Annotated in this window: 14 protein-coding genes; 7 read left to right on the top strand and 7 right to left on the bottom strand. The window is 67.8% G+C overall.

The genetic code is table 11. The annotated features are described in order from the left end of the window. Positions 1-180: 180 nt before the first annotated feature. Positions 181-1,800, bottom strand: a complete 1,620-nt coding sequence (locus tag NNI01S_RS06755; protein ID WP_063018495.1) for an MFS transporter — start codon at positions 1,798-1,800, stop codon at positions 181-183. Between the two features lie 504 nt (positions 1,801-2,304). Between NNI01S_RS06755 and NNI01S_RS06750 the strand changes: the two genes are divergently transcribed. From NNI01S_RS06750 to NNI01S_RS06740, 3 genes are all read left to right on the top strand, one after another. Continuing rightward, positions 2,305-2,877 (top strand): TetR/AcrR family transcriptional regulator, encoded by a 573-nt coding sequence (locus tag NNI01S_RS06750; protein ID WP_063018493.1) that lies wholly within the window; start codon positions 2,305-2,307, stop codon positions 2,875-2,877. Positions 2,878-3,266: 389 nt separating this feature from the next. Next, on the top strand, positions 3,267-4,019 hold the full coding sequence (locus tag NNI01S_RS06745) for a PP2C family protein-serine/threonine phosphatase (RefSeq protein ID WP_245676010.1): 753 nt from the start codon (positions 3,267-3,269) through the stop codon (positions 4,017-4,019). Positions 4,020-4,126: 107 nt separating this feature from the next. Further along, the gene (locus tag NNI01S_RS06740; protein ID WP_063018491.1) at positions 4,127-4,609 is read left to right on the top strand and encodes an adenosine-specific kinase; all 483 of its coding nucleotides are present in this window, start codon (positions 4,127-4,129) and stop codon (positions 4,607-4,609) included. A 118-nt stretch (positions 4,610-4,727) separates the two neighbouring features. On the opposite strand, the gene NNI01S_RS06735 is transcribed toward NNI01S_RS06740, so the two are convergent. Together NNI01S_RS06735 and NNI01S_RS06730 are read right to left on the bottom strand one after the other, a co-directional pair. Next, positions 4,728-5,603: an LLM class F420-dependent oxidoreductase gene (locus NNI01S_RS06735; protein WP_063018489.1), complete on the bottom strand. Its 876-nt coding sequence runs from the start codon at positions 5,601-5,603 to the stop codon at positions 4,728-4,730. A gap of 144 nt (positions 5,604-5,747) precedes the next feature. Further along, the gene (locus NNI01S_RS06730) at positions 5,748-6,110 is read right to left on the bottom strand and encodes an ArsR/SmtB family transcription factor (RefSeq protein ID WP_063018487.1); all 363 of its coding nucleotides are present in this window, start codon (positions 6,108-6,110) and stop codon (positions 5,748-5,750) included. 93 nt (positions 6,111-6,203) lie between these two features. Between NNI01S_RS06730 and NNI01S_RS06725 the strand changes: the two genes are divergently transcribed. Continuing rightward, on the top strand, positions 6,204-8,171 hold the full coding sequence (locus NNI01S_RS06725; protein ID WP_063018485.1) for a heavy metal translocating P-type ATPase: 1,968 nt from the start codon (positions 6,204-6,206) through the stop codon (positions 8,169-8,171). Between the two features lie 52 nt (positions 8,172-8,223). On the opposite strand, the gene gnd is transcribed toward NNI01S_RS06725, so the two are convergent. Next, positions 8,224-9,669: an NADP-dependent phosphogluconate dehydrogenase gene (gene gnd / locus NNI01S_RS06720; protein ID WP_063018483.1), complete on the bottom strand. Its 1,446-nt coding sequence runs from the start codon at positions 9,667-9,669 to the stop codon at positions 8,224-8,226. A 159-nt stretch (positions 9,670-9,828) separates the two neighbouring features. Next, the gene (locus NNI01S_RS34310) at positions 9,829-10,062 is read right to left on the bottom strand and encodes a hypothetical protein (protein WP_157114618.1); all 234 of its coding nucleotides are present in this window, start codon (positions 10,060-10,062) and stop codon (positions 9,829-9,831) included. 32 nt (positions 10,063-10,094) lie between these two features. Between NNI01S_RS34310 and NNI01S_RS36310 the strand changes: the two genes are divergently transcribed. After that, positions 10,095-10,220, top strand: coding sequence for a hypothetical protein (locus NNI01S_RS36310; RefSeq protein WP_281180602.1), 126 nt, complete (start codon positions 10,095-10,097; stop codon positions 10,218-10,220). Here NNI01S_RS36310 and NNI01S_RS34305 read toward each other — a convergent pair. Both NNI01S_RS34305 and NNI01S_RS06710 read right to left on the bottom strand, forming a co-directional pair. Then, positions 10,202-10,426, bottom strand: coding sequence for a hypothetical protein (locus tag NNI01S_RS34305; protein ID WP_157114617.1), 225 nt, complete (start codon positions 10,424-10,426; stop codon positions 10,202-10,204). The genes NNI01S_RS36310 and NNI01S_RS34305 overlap by 19 nt on opposite strands. Positions 10,427-10,607: 181 nt before the next feature. Next, positions 10,608-11,054, bottom strand: coding sequence for a MarR family winged helix-turn-helix transcriptional regulator (locus NNI01S_RS06710; protein ID WP_063018479.1), 447 nt, complete (start codon positions 11,052-11,054; stop codon positions 10,608-10,610). Between the two features lie 275 nt (positions 11,055-11,329). Here NNI01S_RS06710 and NNI01S_RS06705 point away from each other — a divergent pair, with 275 nt between their 5' ends. After that, positions 11,330-12,502 carry a TetR/AcrR family transcriptional regulator gene (locus tag NNI01S_RS06705; protein ID WP_063018477.1) on the top strand — a complete coding sequence of 391 codons (1,173 nt, stop codon included), beginning with the start codon at positions 11,330-11,332 and terminating at the stop codon, positions 12,500-12,502. 215 nt (positions 12,503-12,717) lie between these two features. Beyond that, a complete protein-coding gene (locus NNI01S_RS06700) occupies positions 12,718-14,553 on the top strand; it encodes an acyl-CoA dehydrogenase (RefSeq protein ID WP_063018475.1) in 1,836 nt (611 codons plus the stop codon). Positions 14,554-14,577 lie beyond the last annotated feature (24 nt).

Here is a 14,577-nt window from a genome sequence, read left to right as displayed (position 1 = left end):
TGCTGCGCGCGCTTGCGCATGTCTTCCACGGCCATCACCTGGACGCCGACCGGCAGAACCACCGTTGGGCTGCCGCAGCGAGGCAGGCGGCGGCAGTGCTGCCGAGGCCGGATCCTGTGCGGACCGCATCGAATTGATCTGCGGTAGTCAGGTTTTCCATGACAGCATCCGGCCCCCTCTTCATGGCTTGGACTTCTCTTTCCAGACCAGGAGCATGGAGTCGGCGGTGGGTTTCCATGGCAGGAAGACGGCGATGGCAACTGCGATGATCAGCGACGCCGAAACCGTGACGTAGGATGCGAGCTGGAACCCCTCCATGGACGCGGATTTCATCGCGTAGATCAGGTCGGCCTTCTGCTGGGTGAAGGCAGGGTTCGTAGGGCGCTTAATCATTTCGAGTACGGCGATTACGCTTTCGCGGGCGAAGCTCTTCTCGTTCGGGGTCATCAGGAAGTCGGGTATGGCATCGATGCGCGGTCCGATTTTTGTTGTGTACACCGATGCCACGATCGATCCGAGCACCGCGACGCCGAGAGTTCCGCCCGCTTCGCGGGTGGTGTCGTTGACCGCCGAGCCGGCTCCCGCTTCGTCGAGGGCGACCGAGGACATGATCGATTCGGTCGCCGGGCCCTGCACGATCGCCAGCCCTAGGCCCATCAGCACCATCGAGACGAGCACGGGACCGACATACGGTGTCTCCACTTTCACCTGCCCGGCGATGAACATCCCGGCACTCATCACCACCAGACCGAGGACGATGACCGCGGTGGTGCCGATCTTCTGGGCGATCAGCGTGGCCAATGGGGCGCCGATGGCTATGGACGCGGCGAACGGCAGCGAGTGCAACCCGAATTGCAGCGGCGATAGCTCCATCACTCCCTGGAAGTACTGGGTGATCATGAACAGGAATCCGAACATGGAGAAGTAGCCGACCGCGATCGCCAGCGCGGGCAGGGAGAACCGCCGGATCCGGAACAGGGTCATGTTCAGCACGGGTGAGGCAGTGCGCAATTCCCATCGGACGAACATCGCGAAGCAGACCACGGCGGAGACGAAGCCGGTCAGGCTGGTCGGAGAAAGCCAGCCCTGATGCGGCGCGGCGATGATGGTCCACACCAAGCTGGTGACGCTCAGTAGTGAGAGGGCGATACCGATGACGTCGAGCCTGCCGGTGTGCGCGGCCTTGGACTCGGGGACCAGGAGCCGGGCAAGAACCAGGACGATGGCGGCGACGGGGACGTTGACCCAGAAGACCGAGTGCCAGGAGAAGCGCTCGAGTAGCCAGCCGCCTGCGGTGGGCCCGATCGCGATGGCGAAGCCGGCCATCGCCGTCCACGCCGCGATGGCGACGGTCCGTTCCCTGATATCGGTGAAGATATTGATGATCAGCGCCAGCGTCGCGGGAAATACGGCGGCGGCGAATACTCCCATAGCGGCGCGGGCGGCAATCACCTGACCCAGGTCGGTCGCCAATGCGCCACCCAGAGACATGACGGCGACGCCGGCCAGTCCGAGCATCATCACCGTGCGGCGGCCGTAGCGATCTCCGAGATGGCCGAACGCCAGCAGCAAGCCCGCGAAGGCGAGCGTGTAGGCATCGACAACCCACTGCAAACCGCTGAAGCCGGCGTGCAACTGCACACCCAGCGACGGCAACGCGACGTTGACGACAGTGTTGTCGAGCACCACGAGCAATTCCGCAACGCAGATGACGACAAGCGCCGGCCACCGCTCCCGCGCTCTCGGGACTGCGGGGTGCGCTGCCGGTGCGGCCGGTTCCGCGACAGATGAGTGGGGCATGGGAAATCGACTCCTCGTCATTGCAATGCGAGCCAGCTCGGAAAGGGGTGGCTGCCGGCACGCCCAGGCACGACGATCGGCCACCGCGGGCCGACAGCCACGGGGTGCTGGCGGCGGCTCAATTCCGCGACAGCACCGGTTTTTGCAGGAACGCCAAGATCACGCCGGCGCGCGGCGGGGGTTCGGATCGGTAGCGGGTGGTGGGTGCACCGACCCCTCCGACAGCAGCGCCAGCTTGTCCGCGTACGCCCGAGCCTTGTCGACGACATCAACACCGGGCCCCGGTCTGGTTCCCCTCGATCGTCATCGGTCTCTCCTCGCGGACATTTTCTGTTACTACGTGTAACGCTAAAATTAGGCTAATAGAACGGATGGTCTATCGCAAGCCAGGTGTCGCCCATCCTTCAGGACATTCCCGCGCAGCGGATCCATCAAGAGCACCGAATGGTCTACTCACCGGCTCGCCGCTAGGCTGGATCACCTGTACTGAGGGAAGAGAGGCTCATGGCCGCGGATGCGCGACGGCGCTTGATCGAGAGCGCGATCGAGCTGATCCGACGTCGAGGGGTGGCAGGTACCGGGGTGGCCGACCTGCTCGAGCGCAGCGGCACCGCACGGCAATCGATCTACAAGCACTTTCCCGGCGGAAAGACCGAGTTGATCGAGGAGTCCGTCCGGACCGCGGGGGCCTGGATCGAGCAGATGATCGAGCAGATGGCCGAGACGCTGTCATCGCAGGAAATGCTGCAGGCCTTCGCCGAGTATTGGAAATGGGTGCTGGTTACCAGCGACTACCAGTCCGGATGCCCGATCGCCGCCGCGGCATACGGCGGAAGCGAAGCACCCGGCGCCCGAGAAGTATCCAGCCGGGCATTCCGGCGCTGGGAACACCACTTGGCCGAGAAAGCCATCGCACAGGGCGTACCCGCCCGGACAGCCCAGAGCCTGGCGACCACGACAATCGCGGCGATCGAGGGCGCAGTCATGATGTCGATCGCAGACCACAGCATCACACCCCTCAACCGCACCTACGAACAGCTCCGCGACCTGCTCCAGATCCAACTCGAGGCACCATGATCACGCCACGATCAAGGCACCGGCGTCCGCCGCGTCGCCTTCGTCGATGCCACCCTGGAATCCGTCACCGGCAGGATCCTGCGTAAGGACTTGCGCCGGCTGGAGGCCGCGCACCGACCGTGGCCGTTGCCGCCGGCAATGCCGGGCCTCGAAAATCGCGCCGCCCGATCACGGTTGCCGGGGAACTCGGCCTCGGGCAGCCACCGTCGAAGCTGGGCCGGGCAACGATAGGTAAGCGGCGAGCACCGCGACACCGGCCGTGACCTGATCGAGAGCGAATTCTCAGTGTTACCACAACTGGCTCTCGCCAAGCCCAAATACTGATGCGGTGTCCTTGATGGGTGCTGGTCGGCAGCACTGTTCAGCCCACCCCCGAGGAGACCCGCTTGATGTACACCGGTACCACCGCGAGCATGCCGCGGATCGAGACATCCTGGATGGGCGGAACCATGGGCGCTTCCGCCAGCCGGCGCGCGTCACGATCCATCAACGCCGACGCGGTCGCGATCGAGACCGACGCGCTGACCGGAGCGACGGCGTTCGTCGTCGCCGACGGCGTCGGCGACCATCTGCTCGGTGCCAGGGCGGCCCGCACGGTCGCCGCCGCGGCGGCACGGGCCGGAGCCCGCGACGGGGCACGAGCGGGGATCCTCGCGGCACAGGAAGAGCTGCTGCGGGAGGTCCCGGAAGAGTCGGCCGACGCCGTGCTCGTGGTCGCGGTCCTGCCCGCCGCCGGCCGACCGGATGGGCCCTGCGAGGTGGCGTGGGTCGGCGACTGTCGCGCCTACCGCTGGAATGGACGAGTACTGCATCAGATCACCACCGACCACACCGTCGCCGAGTTGTACCGGGCCCGCGGGCGCGTTCCCACCGCACGCATGGCACATCTGGTCACCACCTCGGCCCGCACCGTCCGGCCGGACCACATCGGGTACGCCGCGACCGGGTCGAGCACGGGCAGGCTGCTGCTGAGCACCGACGGCGTGCACAAGCCGCTCGGCATCGCCGCCGTCAAGGCGATGCTCGCGGAGGGCGACACGGCTCCCGTGATCGCCAACTCTCTGGTGGACGCAGCGCTCCTGGCCGGAGGAAGAGACAACGCCACCGCGCTGGTCGTGGACCTGCCCTCCCGCAACGGTTAGCCGGTGCGCCCGACCGCGCGAGCGGGACGAGTTCAACCGTTCGCGACGCGAGGAAAATAAATACTCAAATGCTATGAATCGGCGAGGTCGGCGCGCAGTATGTCGCTGTGGAGCTGACAGCCGTACGCATCGACAAGCCGGACGATCTCAATGTCGTCATCGGACAGTCCCATTTCATCAAGACCGTGGAAGACCTGCACGAAGCGCTGGTCGGGGTCGGTCCCCATCTGCGCTTCGGGCTGGCGTTCTGCGAGGCCTCCGGCCCGCGGCTGATACGCCACTCCGGCAACGACGAGTCGCTCGTCGAGCTCGCCGCCAAGAACGCGGCCGACATCGCGGCGGGGCACACGTTCATCGTGTTCTTGCGCGAGGGCTACCCCGTCAACGTGCTCAACGCCGTCCAGCAGGTTCCGGAAGTCTGCGGGATCTTCTGTGCCACAGCCAATCCCGTGGAGGTGCTGATCGCCGAAACGGAACTCGGCCGAGGAATCATCGGAGTGATCGACGGTTCGGCGCCGCTCGGCGTGGAGACCGCAGGCGATCAGGCCGCTCGCAAGGAGCTGCTGCGCCAGATCGGTTACAAACTCTGAAACGGCGCCGCCGAGGTCACGCCCGGCCAATCGCCGGCTGGGCCCGGAATCCGGCGAAGCGATCCGGGCCCGCACCGCGACAGTGCTGCCGCACCAGTCGCGAAACCGGACTGTCTCGTCAGCCGAGTTCGGCCAGCTGCTGGACGGCGGGCGCCATGCCATCGATCCACGCCGCGGGCGAGCCGGTAGTCGGCGTGACGATGACGGTTGCGATGCCGAGTTTCGCGTAACCGGCCATCTGCCGCACGAATTCGTCGCGGTTCTCCGGGCTAGGCCGCGGATTGTCGGCGATGATCGTCTTGCGGATGTCGTCATAGTTCCGGCCGACGTCGTCGCAATGCCGCCGCAGCACATCGAGCTTGTGCTCGACGTCCGCGGGCGAGGAACCGAACAGGTTGCAGGCGTCGCCGTATTGCGCGACCAACCGCAGCGTCTTGCGCTCTCCCCCGCCGCCGATGAGCACCTTCGGCCGGTTGATGGGCTGCGGCGAGCACAGCGTCTCTGCCAGCTGGTAGTACTTCCCGTCGAACGGCCCGTTGTTTTGCGGATCCCACATCTGGCGGCAGATGCGCAGCGTCTCCTCCAGCCGCTCGAACCGCTCGGCGGTCGACGGGTACGGCACGCCGAGCCCGTGGTGTTCGCGCTCGAACCACGCGGCGCCGATGCCGAGCACGGCCCGGCCGCCCGACAGGACGTCGAGTGTGGTGACGATCTTCGCGAGCAGGCCGGGGTGGCGATAGGTCACCCCGGTGACGAGCAGACCGAGGTCGACGCGTGAAGTGTGCGCGGCCAGGTATCCGAGGGTGGTGTAACCCTCCAGCATGTTGGCCTCCGCGGGCAGCCCGGTCGGCTCGATCTGGAAGTAGTGGTCCATGAACGACAACCAGGTCGCTCCGGACGCCTCCGCGGCCGCGCCCACGCGCGCCAGCTCACCGGCGATGGCGGTCGTACCGCCGTCGATATCGAAGATGGGGACGTGAAAGCCGAGTTCCATGAACCGATCCCTTCCGCTGGACAACCCTGTACGCCCGCACACTAAGTGCTGGAGTACGCTCCAGGTCAAGCAGCGGATTCCACTTCGGTCACCGAACGCACTCGAGCGGCCGCCGAGGGGTTCTTACCGACCGGCTTCCGACGATCAGCCGGCGGCCTCTGGGCGGTCGGCCAGCCCGAGGCGCAGGTGTTCGCTGTGGTAGATCGCCTCGTCCAGCAGTTGGGCGACGTGGTTGTCGTAGAGGCTGTACACGATGCTGCGGCCGGTGCGAGTGCCCGTGACCAGACCGAGATTGCGCAGCAGCCGCAGCTGATGGGAGACGGCGGACTGCTCCATCCCGATGGCGTCGGCGAGCGCGCTCACCGGCAGCGGGCCCTGACGCAGTTCGGTGAGGATCATCAACCGGCTCGGCGTCGCCAGCGCCTGCAACGTGGTGGCCACATGGCCGGCCGATTCGGGATCCAGGCGCGCGGCGGGGCGATCCCTGCCTTCGACACCGTGTCCCATGATTGAGAAGCATACTCCAAGAACAAATGAAGACATGTTCATGCTTTCTGATATGGTCGCCCCGTCTGTTGCTCGCTTTGCTGGAGGTGACCCGTGGCCGCGCCGACCCTCGCGCCGACCCGTCCGACTCCGCCGTCCGATCGCGTGCCCCCGCGCCGGACCCGGCTGTTCGCCCTGCCGGAAGTACGGTGGGCCGCCCTGGCGGTGGTGTTGTTCTTCGCCGGCCTGGTAGTGCAGCTGGCCGATGGTCCGCAGTGGCTTCGGTGGGGCCTGTACCTGGCCTGCTACGCCGCCGGCGGGTGGGAGCCCGGATGGGCCGGCGTGCGGGCGTTGCGGGAGAAGACACTCGATGTCGACCTGCTCATGGTCGCCGCGGCGATCGGTGCGGCGGCCATCGGTCAGATCACCGACGGCGCGTTGCTGATCGTCATCTTCGCGACCTCCGGCGCCCTCGAAGCGCTGGCCACCGCCAGGACCGAGGACTCGGTGCGGGGGCTGCTCGACCTCACGCCGGACACGGCGACCCGGGTCGCAGGTGACGGCGCCGAGGAGACCGTGCATGCCGCGGACCTGCGCGTCGGGGAGGTCGTCGTGGTGCGGCCCGGTGAGCGGATCGCCGCGGACGCGACGGTGCTCTCCGGCGGCAGCGAGGTCGATCAGGCGACCATCACCGGTGAACCCTTGCCCGTGAACAAGATCGCGGGCGACGAGGTGTTCGCGGGCACGCTCAACGGCACCGGCGCACTGCGCATCCGCGTCGAACGTCGCGCACAGGACTCCGTGGTGGCGCGGATCGCGGCCCTGGTCGAGCAAGCGGCCCGGACCAAGGCGCGCACCCAGCTTTTCATCGAGAAGGTGGAGCAGCGCTACTCGATCGGCATGGTCGCGGTCACCCTCGCCGTGTTCATCGTTCCTCTGCTGTTCGGAGACACCGTGCGGGAAGCGCTCCTGCGCGCGATGACATTCATGATCGTCGCCTCCCCCTGCGCGGTCGTGCTGGCCACCATGCCGCCCTTGCTGGCGGCCATCGCCAATGCCGGCCGCCACGGCGTCCTGATCAAGTCCGCGGTGGTCATGGAAAAGCTCGGCGCCACCACACAGCTCGCCTTCGACAAGACCGGCACCCTGACCCGCGGCCTCCCCGAAATCGCCGAAATACGCTGCCTGGACGAACGATTCACCGACGCCGAGTTGCTCCGGCTCGCCGCGGCGGCGGAGCGCCCGAGCGAGCACCCTCTGGCGGCGGCGATCGTGCGCGCGGCCCGGCGCCGGGATCTCCGGCTGCCCGGGACCACCGAGTTCACCGCTCACCCCGGGCGCGGCGTGACCGCTCGCATCGGTGACCGCCTCGTCGGCGTCGGCTCCCCCACCGCGTCGGACCCTGCCCCCGGGGGGCGGTCCCTGGACACGGCCGTCGACGCGCTCCACGCGAGCGGCTACACCGCCGTGGTCGTCACCTGCGACCGTCGACCGATCGGAGTGCTGGCCCTGTCCGATCAGCTCCGGCCGGACGCGGTGGCCGCCGTACGCGCGAGCACTGCGGTGACCGGCTCCGCGCCGGTGCTGCTGACCGGCGACAACCGCGTCACTGCCGACCGGCTCGGCGCCGAGCTCGGCATCGCCGATGTGCGGGCCGGGCTACTGCCCGACGACAAGGTGACCGCCGTGCGTGCGCTGCAGGCCGGCGGGCGGAAAGTGACCGTGGTGGGCGACGGCATCAACGACGCTCCGGCCCTCGCCACGGCCGAGGTCGGCATCGCCATGGGTGGCGCCGGATCCGACCTGACCTTGCAGACCGCCGACGCCGTCGTCGTGCGCGACGATCTGACCGCGATCCCGGCGGTGATCGCGTTGTCCCGGCAGGCACGGCGGGTAGTGGTGGCGAACCTCGTCATCGCCGCCACCTTCATCGGCGTGCTGGCCGTCTGGGACCTCGCCGGAACGCTGCCGCTTCCGCTCGGCGTCGCCGGGCACGAGGGATCCACCGTGATCGTCGGGCTCAACGGGCTGCGCCTGCTCCGCCGGACGGCATGGGAGCGAGCTGCCCGAACTCGAACCTGACCGCGACCGATGCCGCGGTGCGGGAACGACCCCGCACCGCCGTCACGCCCGGCTAGTCGGCGCGGACCTCGCTGCGGTCACCACTCCAGAGCGTGTGGAACTTTCCTTCGGCGTCCACGCGCTCATAGGTGTGCGCGCCGAAGAAGTCCCGCTGCCCCTGGGTGAGGGCGGCGGGAAGGCGCTCGGCGCGCAGGGCGTCGTAGTAGGACAGGGACGAGGCGAACGCGGGCACCGGGATGCCGAGCAGGGTCGCGGTGGCCACGACGCGGCGCCAGCTGTCGATGGCCGTCTCGATCGCCTCGCGGAAGTACGGCGCGAGAATCAAGCTCGGCAGCGCGGGGTTCTCGTCGTAGGCGTCCTTGATCCGATTGAGGAATCGGGCGCGGATGATGCATCCGCCACGCCAGATCGTCGCGAGATCGCCGGGGCGCAGGTCCCAGTCGTATTCGGCACTGCCCGCGGCGATCTGGTCGAAGCCCTGTGCGTAGGCGACGACCTTCGAGGCGTAGAGCGCCTGCCTGATGTCCTCGGTGAACTGCTCGACGTCGGTGGGCTTCTCGGCCAGCCGGCCGGAGGCGAGGCCCCGCGCGGCCTTGCGCTGCTCGCGGGAACCCGACAGCGCCCGCGCGAACACCGCTTCGGCGATGCCGGTCACCGGCACACCGAGATCGAGCGCGGACTTCACCGTCCAGCGCCCGGTTCCCTTCTGCTCGGCCGCGTCGACGATCACGTCGACCAGCGGCTTGCCCGTCTTGGCGTCGACCTGATTCAGTACCTCTGCGGTGATCTCGACCAGATAGCTCTCCAGGTCACCGGAGTTCCACTGGGTGAATACGTCGGCGATCTGCTTGGCGTCGAAACCGAGCGCGTCGCGGAACAGGTGGTAGGCCTCGCCGATCAACTGCATGTCGGCGTACTCGATGCCGTTGTGCACCATCTTGACGAAATGTCCGGAGCCGTCGGGACCGATATGGGTGCAGCAGGGCGTTCCGTCGACCTTGGCGGCGATGGATTCCAGCAGCGGCCCGAGGGAGTCGTAGGACTCCTTGGGGCCGCCCGGCATGATCGCGGGGCCGTTGAGCGCGCCTTCCTCGCCACCGGAGATGCCGGCGCCGACGAAGTTCAGCCCGCGCTCGCGCATCGCGGCCTCGCGCCGGATGGTGTCGGTGTAGAGCGCGTTTCCACCGTCGATGATGATGTCGCCCGGCTCCATCGCGTCCGCCAGCTCTTCGATGACCGCGTCGGTCGCCGCACCGGCCTTCACCATGATCAGCACGCGGCGCGGCTTCTCGAGCGCGGCGACGAACTCCTCGACCGTCTCGGTGCGCACGAAGTCGCCGTCGTCGCCGTGTGCCTCGAGCAGTGCGTCGGTCTTGGCGACGGTACGGTTGTGCAGCGCAACGGTATAGCCGTTCCTGGCGAAGTTCCGTGCGATGTTGCTACCCATGACCGCAAGACCGGTGACCCCGATCTGTGCACGCGCTGTGGAGGTCGGCATCAATCAGCTCTCTTCGTTCGACAGGGCGGCGCGTCCGCGCGAAGGTGCTCGGCGGCGGCATCGTGGAGTCCGTTCCACGACGCTTCAGACCTTACCTACCACGCCGGTGCGCACCCGGACGGCATCGCGCGCTCGCGCGGCCATCCCACGCGGCCGATTTCATCGATCGGCCGAGACGCGACCGGCGACCAACTGGTCACGGATCTCGGCGAACACGTCGGCCAGCTGGTAGATGCCCGGGGTCTCCACGGGATAGTCCCCCGCCGCGGCCAACACGACCAGGCGCTCGGGCGCGGCGATCCGATCGAAGAACGACTGGCTCAGCGACAGCGGAGTCCACGTGGCCGCGCCGTGACCAGGTGGTCGCTTGCGGCCGCAAGTCCGGCTGCGCACGGAGGTCTGCGGGAAGAAATGCGAGGTAGGAGGTGCGCAACTCGCTCGCCGAACGCCACCTGCGCGATACCTCGCCGGCGCTGCTCGCGGCGGCCGAACGCCTGTGTGCCGAGCAGCCGCCACCGCGCGAAACCATCCGTCAACTGATCGAGCCGTGACAGGGTTGCACACCGCGCAACCGAAGATGCACCGACTGCTGTTCGATCGGGCGCCGCGCACACCCGAAGGCGTCGCACGTCTCCGCCACCTCGAACAGGTACTCGCGCGCGAAGTGGAGTTCCACTTGCGCCGCCTCGACGTCGGCGGCGCCGACCCGGCGTTGACGGCCGTGTTGCTCGTGCAGGCGGTGGAGGCGCAGATCCACGGCGCGGTCCTGGACCCACTGCCCGGTCGCACCGCCGACGAATGCGGCCAGGCGATCATGGATCTCTGGACCCGGGCGCTCACCCCGGCCGCCGACACCGCGCACCGGCTGCCATGTCGTCGTGCGGATCCCCGACAACGCGATCCGCTCCGCGAGCCGCCGGCGCTCGACCGCACCGCGATCAGCCGTAGGCGATGCGCTCCAGCAGATCCAGCGCCTCGCCGACCTTGTGCAACTCGCCGGAGCGCAGGCTCTCCGACAACACCTGCGCCAGCGCGTCGTTCGCGGACGTCTGGTGCCCGCACACCCACGCGCGCCCTTCGTCGGTGAGGGTCAGATTCACCCGGCGTCCGTCGTTCGGGTCACGCACACCGGCGATCAGGCCCTGATCACGCAACCCGTCGACCACGTTGCGCATCGTTTGCGGCCGGAGCATCTCCAGCCGCGCCAAGTCGACCGCGGCCATGGCGCCGTGCCGATGCAGACGGCCCAGAACCGCCCACTGGGTCGCGGACAGCCGCCGCTCCTCGGGATCTCGCCGGGCGCGCCGCAGGATCACAGTCGACGCAATGCGCAGGCGGGCCGCCATGCTGGACAGTGCTGTGGCGTCCGCGGTGTCAGCGCTCACGGGCGGGCTCCCTCTTGCTTACCTGATCTACGAACGATCCCAGGGGTGGTGATAGCTGCGGGAAGCCTACTCGACAGTAGAACCTCGGCGTCGGCTATGACGAGATCGTCACACGAAGGGGCGCCGCACCGCATCCGGCCGCACGCACCAGCGAACGGCTCGCACGCGGAGGCGGCCCGGCCCCACGGAGGACGATCCGATACGCGACACTGACCGCGATGGGCACACAGGCGAACGGCGGACAGCCACGACGAAGACCACCGCATCGGCGCCGAATGATCCTCGACGCCGCGATCGACGCCTTCACACACGGGGGCTATTACGGCACGACGATGGCCGACATCGCGGCGGCGGTGGATATCTCGGCGACGGCGTTGTACCGGCACTTCCGCAATAAGCAGCAACTTCTGGGCCAGTGCCTGATGGTCGGGCTCGACGACACGCTCGACCGGCTCGACGCCGCGTACCGCGCCGACGATTCCGGCGGCGCGGTACTGGCCGAATTGGTCCGGGTCGCGCTCCAGCTGCGCGGCCTGCCGCGCCTGTGGCAACTGGAGTTCCGTAACTTGACCGCCGCCGACAAGACGGCGGTGCTCGTCCGCGCCGCGCGGCTGACCCGCTACCTGCGGCGCACGATCCACCTGCGCCGCCCGGAGTTGAGCGCGGCGGATGTCGAACTGCTGAGCTGGTGCGTGCTGTCGATCGCGGTCAGCCCCTCCTACCACCGCGCCGAGTTGCCCGCACCGGCCGCCGCGCAGGTGCTCGACGCCGCAGTCGCGGCGGTGATCACGACCCGGATGCCCGAGCGCCCGGCCGGCCACGCGCCGAACCGGCCACCGCGCGTCGAGACCGGTAACACCGCGCTCGACCGAGCGCTGCGTTCGGAACGGATGCTCGCCGAGGCGGCGCGACTGTTCAGCACCCGCGGCTATGCCGCCGTCGGCATCGAGGACATCGGGGCGGCCGTCGGCGTCACCGGCCCCGCGCTCTATCACCATTTCTTGAGCAAGGCGGATTTGCTGGACCAAATCGTCCGGCGCCAGGACGAGTGGCTTCGGCTGCTGCTCGCCCGCGCCATCGGAGAGGGACGCAGCGCCGAAGAGTCCATGCGCTCGCTCATGCGCAGTTTCGCCCAACTGGGCGTCGACGAACCCGATCTCCTGGCGATCACCGTCAGCGAGATCCGGCATCTTCCCGGCGACGGGGTGCAGCGCTACCGCAGGGTGCGTCTCGACGGTATCGCGCAGTGGGCCCGCATGCTGCAGGCGGTGCGGCCGGACCTGTCCGCGCCCGCAGCCCGGGTGCTCAGCCGCGCCGTCACCACTGTGGTCATCGACGCCGTCCGTAATCCCCGTTTCCGGCGTCGCGCCGATCTCGTCGAGATTCTCGTGGCCATCGGAGAGGGAATCGGAACGGCCGGAAGTCACGGCCGAGTTGCTCAACAGTGATTTACACCACTTAGTAGCGATTAACTTATATGCGCCGATTATGCGCTAGCAGCGGATTGAAGGCCTCCATCTCTCCGATCATTTACTTAGTGGTCATTAACTTGAGATTGCATTCGGGTTATCGGTGCCGCACAGTGTGCCGTGGGTGATCACCTATCCGTGCGCCCGCCGAATCCTCGCCGGTACACCGGCCGTTTCTCGAAAGGCACTGGCCCGTGAGCCATTACAAGAGCAACGTGCGCGACCTCGAGTTCAATCTCTTCGAGGTCTACGGACTCGACGACATCCTGCGAACCGGGGCGTTCGGGGATCTGGACGGCGACACCGTGCGATCGATGCTGGCGGAGGCGGCGCGGCTGGCCGAAGGGCCGGTCGCCGAGCCGTACGTCGAAACCGACCGCACCCCGCCGGTTTTCGACCCGGCCACGCACTCCGTCAGCCTGCCCGAGCCGTTCAAGAAGGCGGTGCGCGCCTGGTACGACGCCGAATGGTGGCGCGTCGGCAAGGCGGAAGGGGTCGGCGGAGTACCCGCCCCCTCGATGGTCGCCTGGGCCATCAGCGAATTCGTCCTGGGGGCGCAGCCAGCGGCCTACATGTACCTGACCGGGCCGATGATGGCCCACATCATGTACGGCGTCGGCACCGAGCAGCAGCAGCGCTGGGCGCAGTTCATCACCGAACGCAACTGGGGCGCCACCATGGTGCTGACCGAGCCCGACGCCGGTTCCGACGTGGGCGCAGGCCGCACAAAGGCGATCAAGCAGGAAGACGGCACCTGGCATATCGAGGGCGTCAAGCGGTTCATCACCTCCGCCGACTCCGACGACCTGTTCGGAAACATCATGCACCTGGTGCTGGCCCGCCCCGAGGGCGCCGGGCCGGGCACCAAGGGCCTGTCGCTGTTCTTCGTACCGAAGTTCCACTTCGACCACGAGACCGGTGAGCTGGGCGAGCGCAACGGCGTCTTCGTCACCAACGTCGAGCACAAGATGGGCCTGAAAGCCTCCGCCACCTGTGAGCTGACCTTCGGCGGCCACGGCATCCCGGCCAAGGGCTGGCTGGTCGGCGAGGTGCACAACGGCATCGCGCAGATGTTCCAGGTCATCGAAGAAGCCCGCATGATGGTGGGCACCAAGGCCATCGCCACCTTGTCCACCGGTTACCTCAACGCGCTCGAATACGCGAAGAACCGTGTGCAAGGCAGTGACTTGACCCGGATGGCCGACAAGACCGCGCCGAAGGTGACCATCACCCACCACCCGGACGTGCGCCGGTCGCTGATGATGCAGAAGGCCTACGCCGAAGGGCTGCGCGCCATCTACCTCTACACCGCCGGGCACCAGAACGATGTGGTGGCACAGCACATCTCGGGTGCGGACGCGGAGCTGGCCGCGCGGGTCAACGACCTGCTGCTGCCGATCGTCAAGGGTGTCGGCTCCGAGCGGGCCTACCAGTACCTGACCGAGTCGTTGCAGACCCTGGGCGGTTCCGGCTTCCTGCAGGACTACCCGATCGAGCAGTACATCCGGGACGCGAAGATCGACTCGCTCTACGAGGGCACCACCGCCATCCAGGCGCAGGACTTCTTCTTCCGCAAGATCGCCCGCGACCGCGGCGTCGCGCTGGCCCACCTCGCGAGCCGGATCCGGGAGACGGCGCATTCCTCCGCGGACAACGGCAGGCTCAAGGCGGAGAAGGTCCTGCTCGCCACCGCACTCGAGGACGTCCAGGACATGGCGGGCCGGTTCACCCAGCACCTGCTCGCCGCTCAGCAGCAACCCACCGAGTTGTACAAGATCGGACTCAACTCCGTCCGGTTCCTGCTGGCGGTCGGTGACCTGCTCGTCGCCTGGCGGCTGATCGTCGCCGCCGAAATCGCCGCCGCGGCATTGGATGCCGATCCCGGCGACCAGGATCGCGCCTTCTACCGAGGCAAGATCGCCGTCGCGTCGTTCTTCGCCAAGACGGTCCTGCCGCACCTGAGCGCGGAATGGTCGGTGATCTCCGACGTCGACATCAGCGTCATGGATCTCGACGAAGCCGCGTTCTGACGCGGGGTCAAGCGAAACCGGTGG

This window comes from Nocardia niwae NBRC 108934 = DSM 45340 (assembly GCF_001613465.1).
Taxonomy (GTDB): Bacteria; Actinomycetota; Actinomycetes; order Mycobacteriales; family Mycobacteriaceae; genus Nocardia; species Nocardia niwae.
The sequence above is the reverse complement of the archived record's forward strand: the minus strand, read 5'-3'. Positions and strand labels throughout refer to the sequence as shown.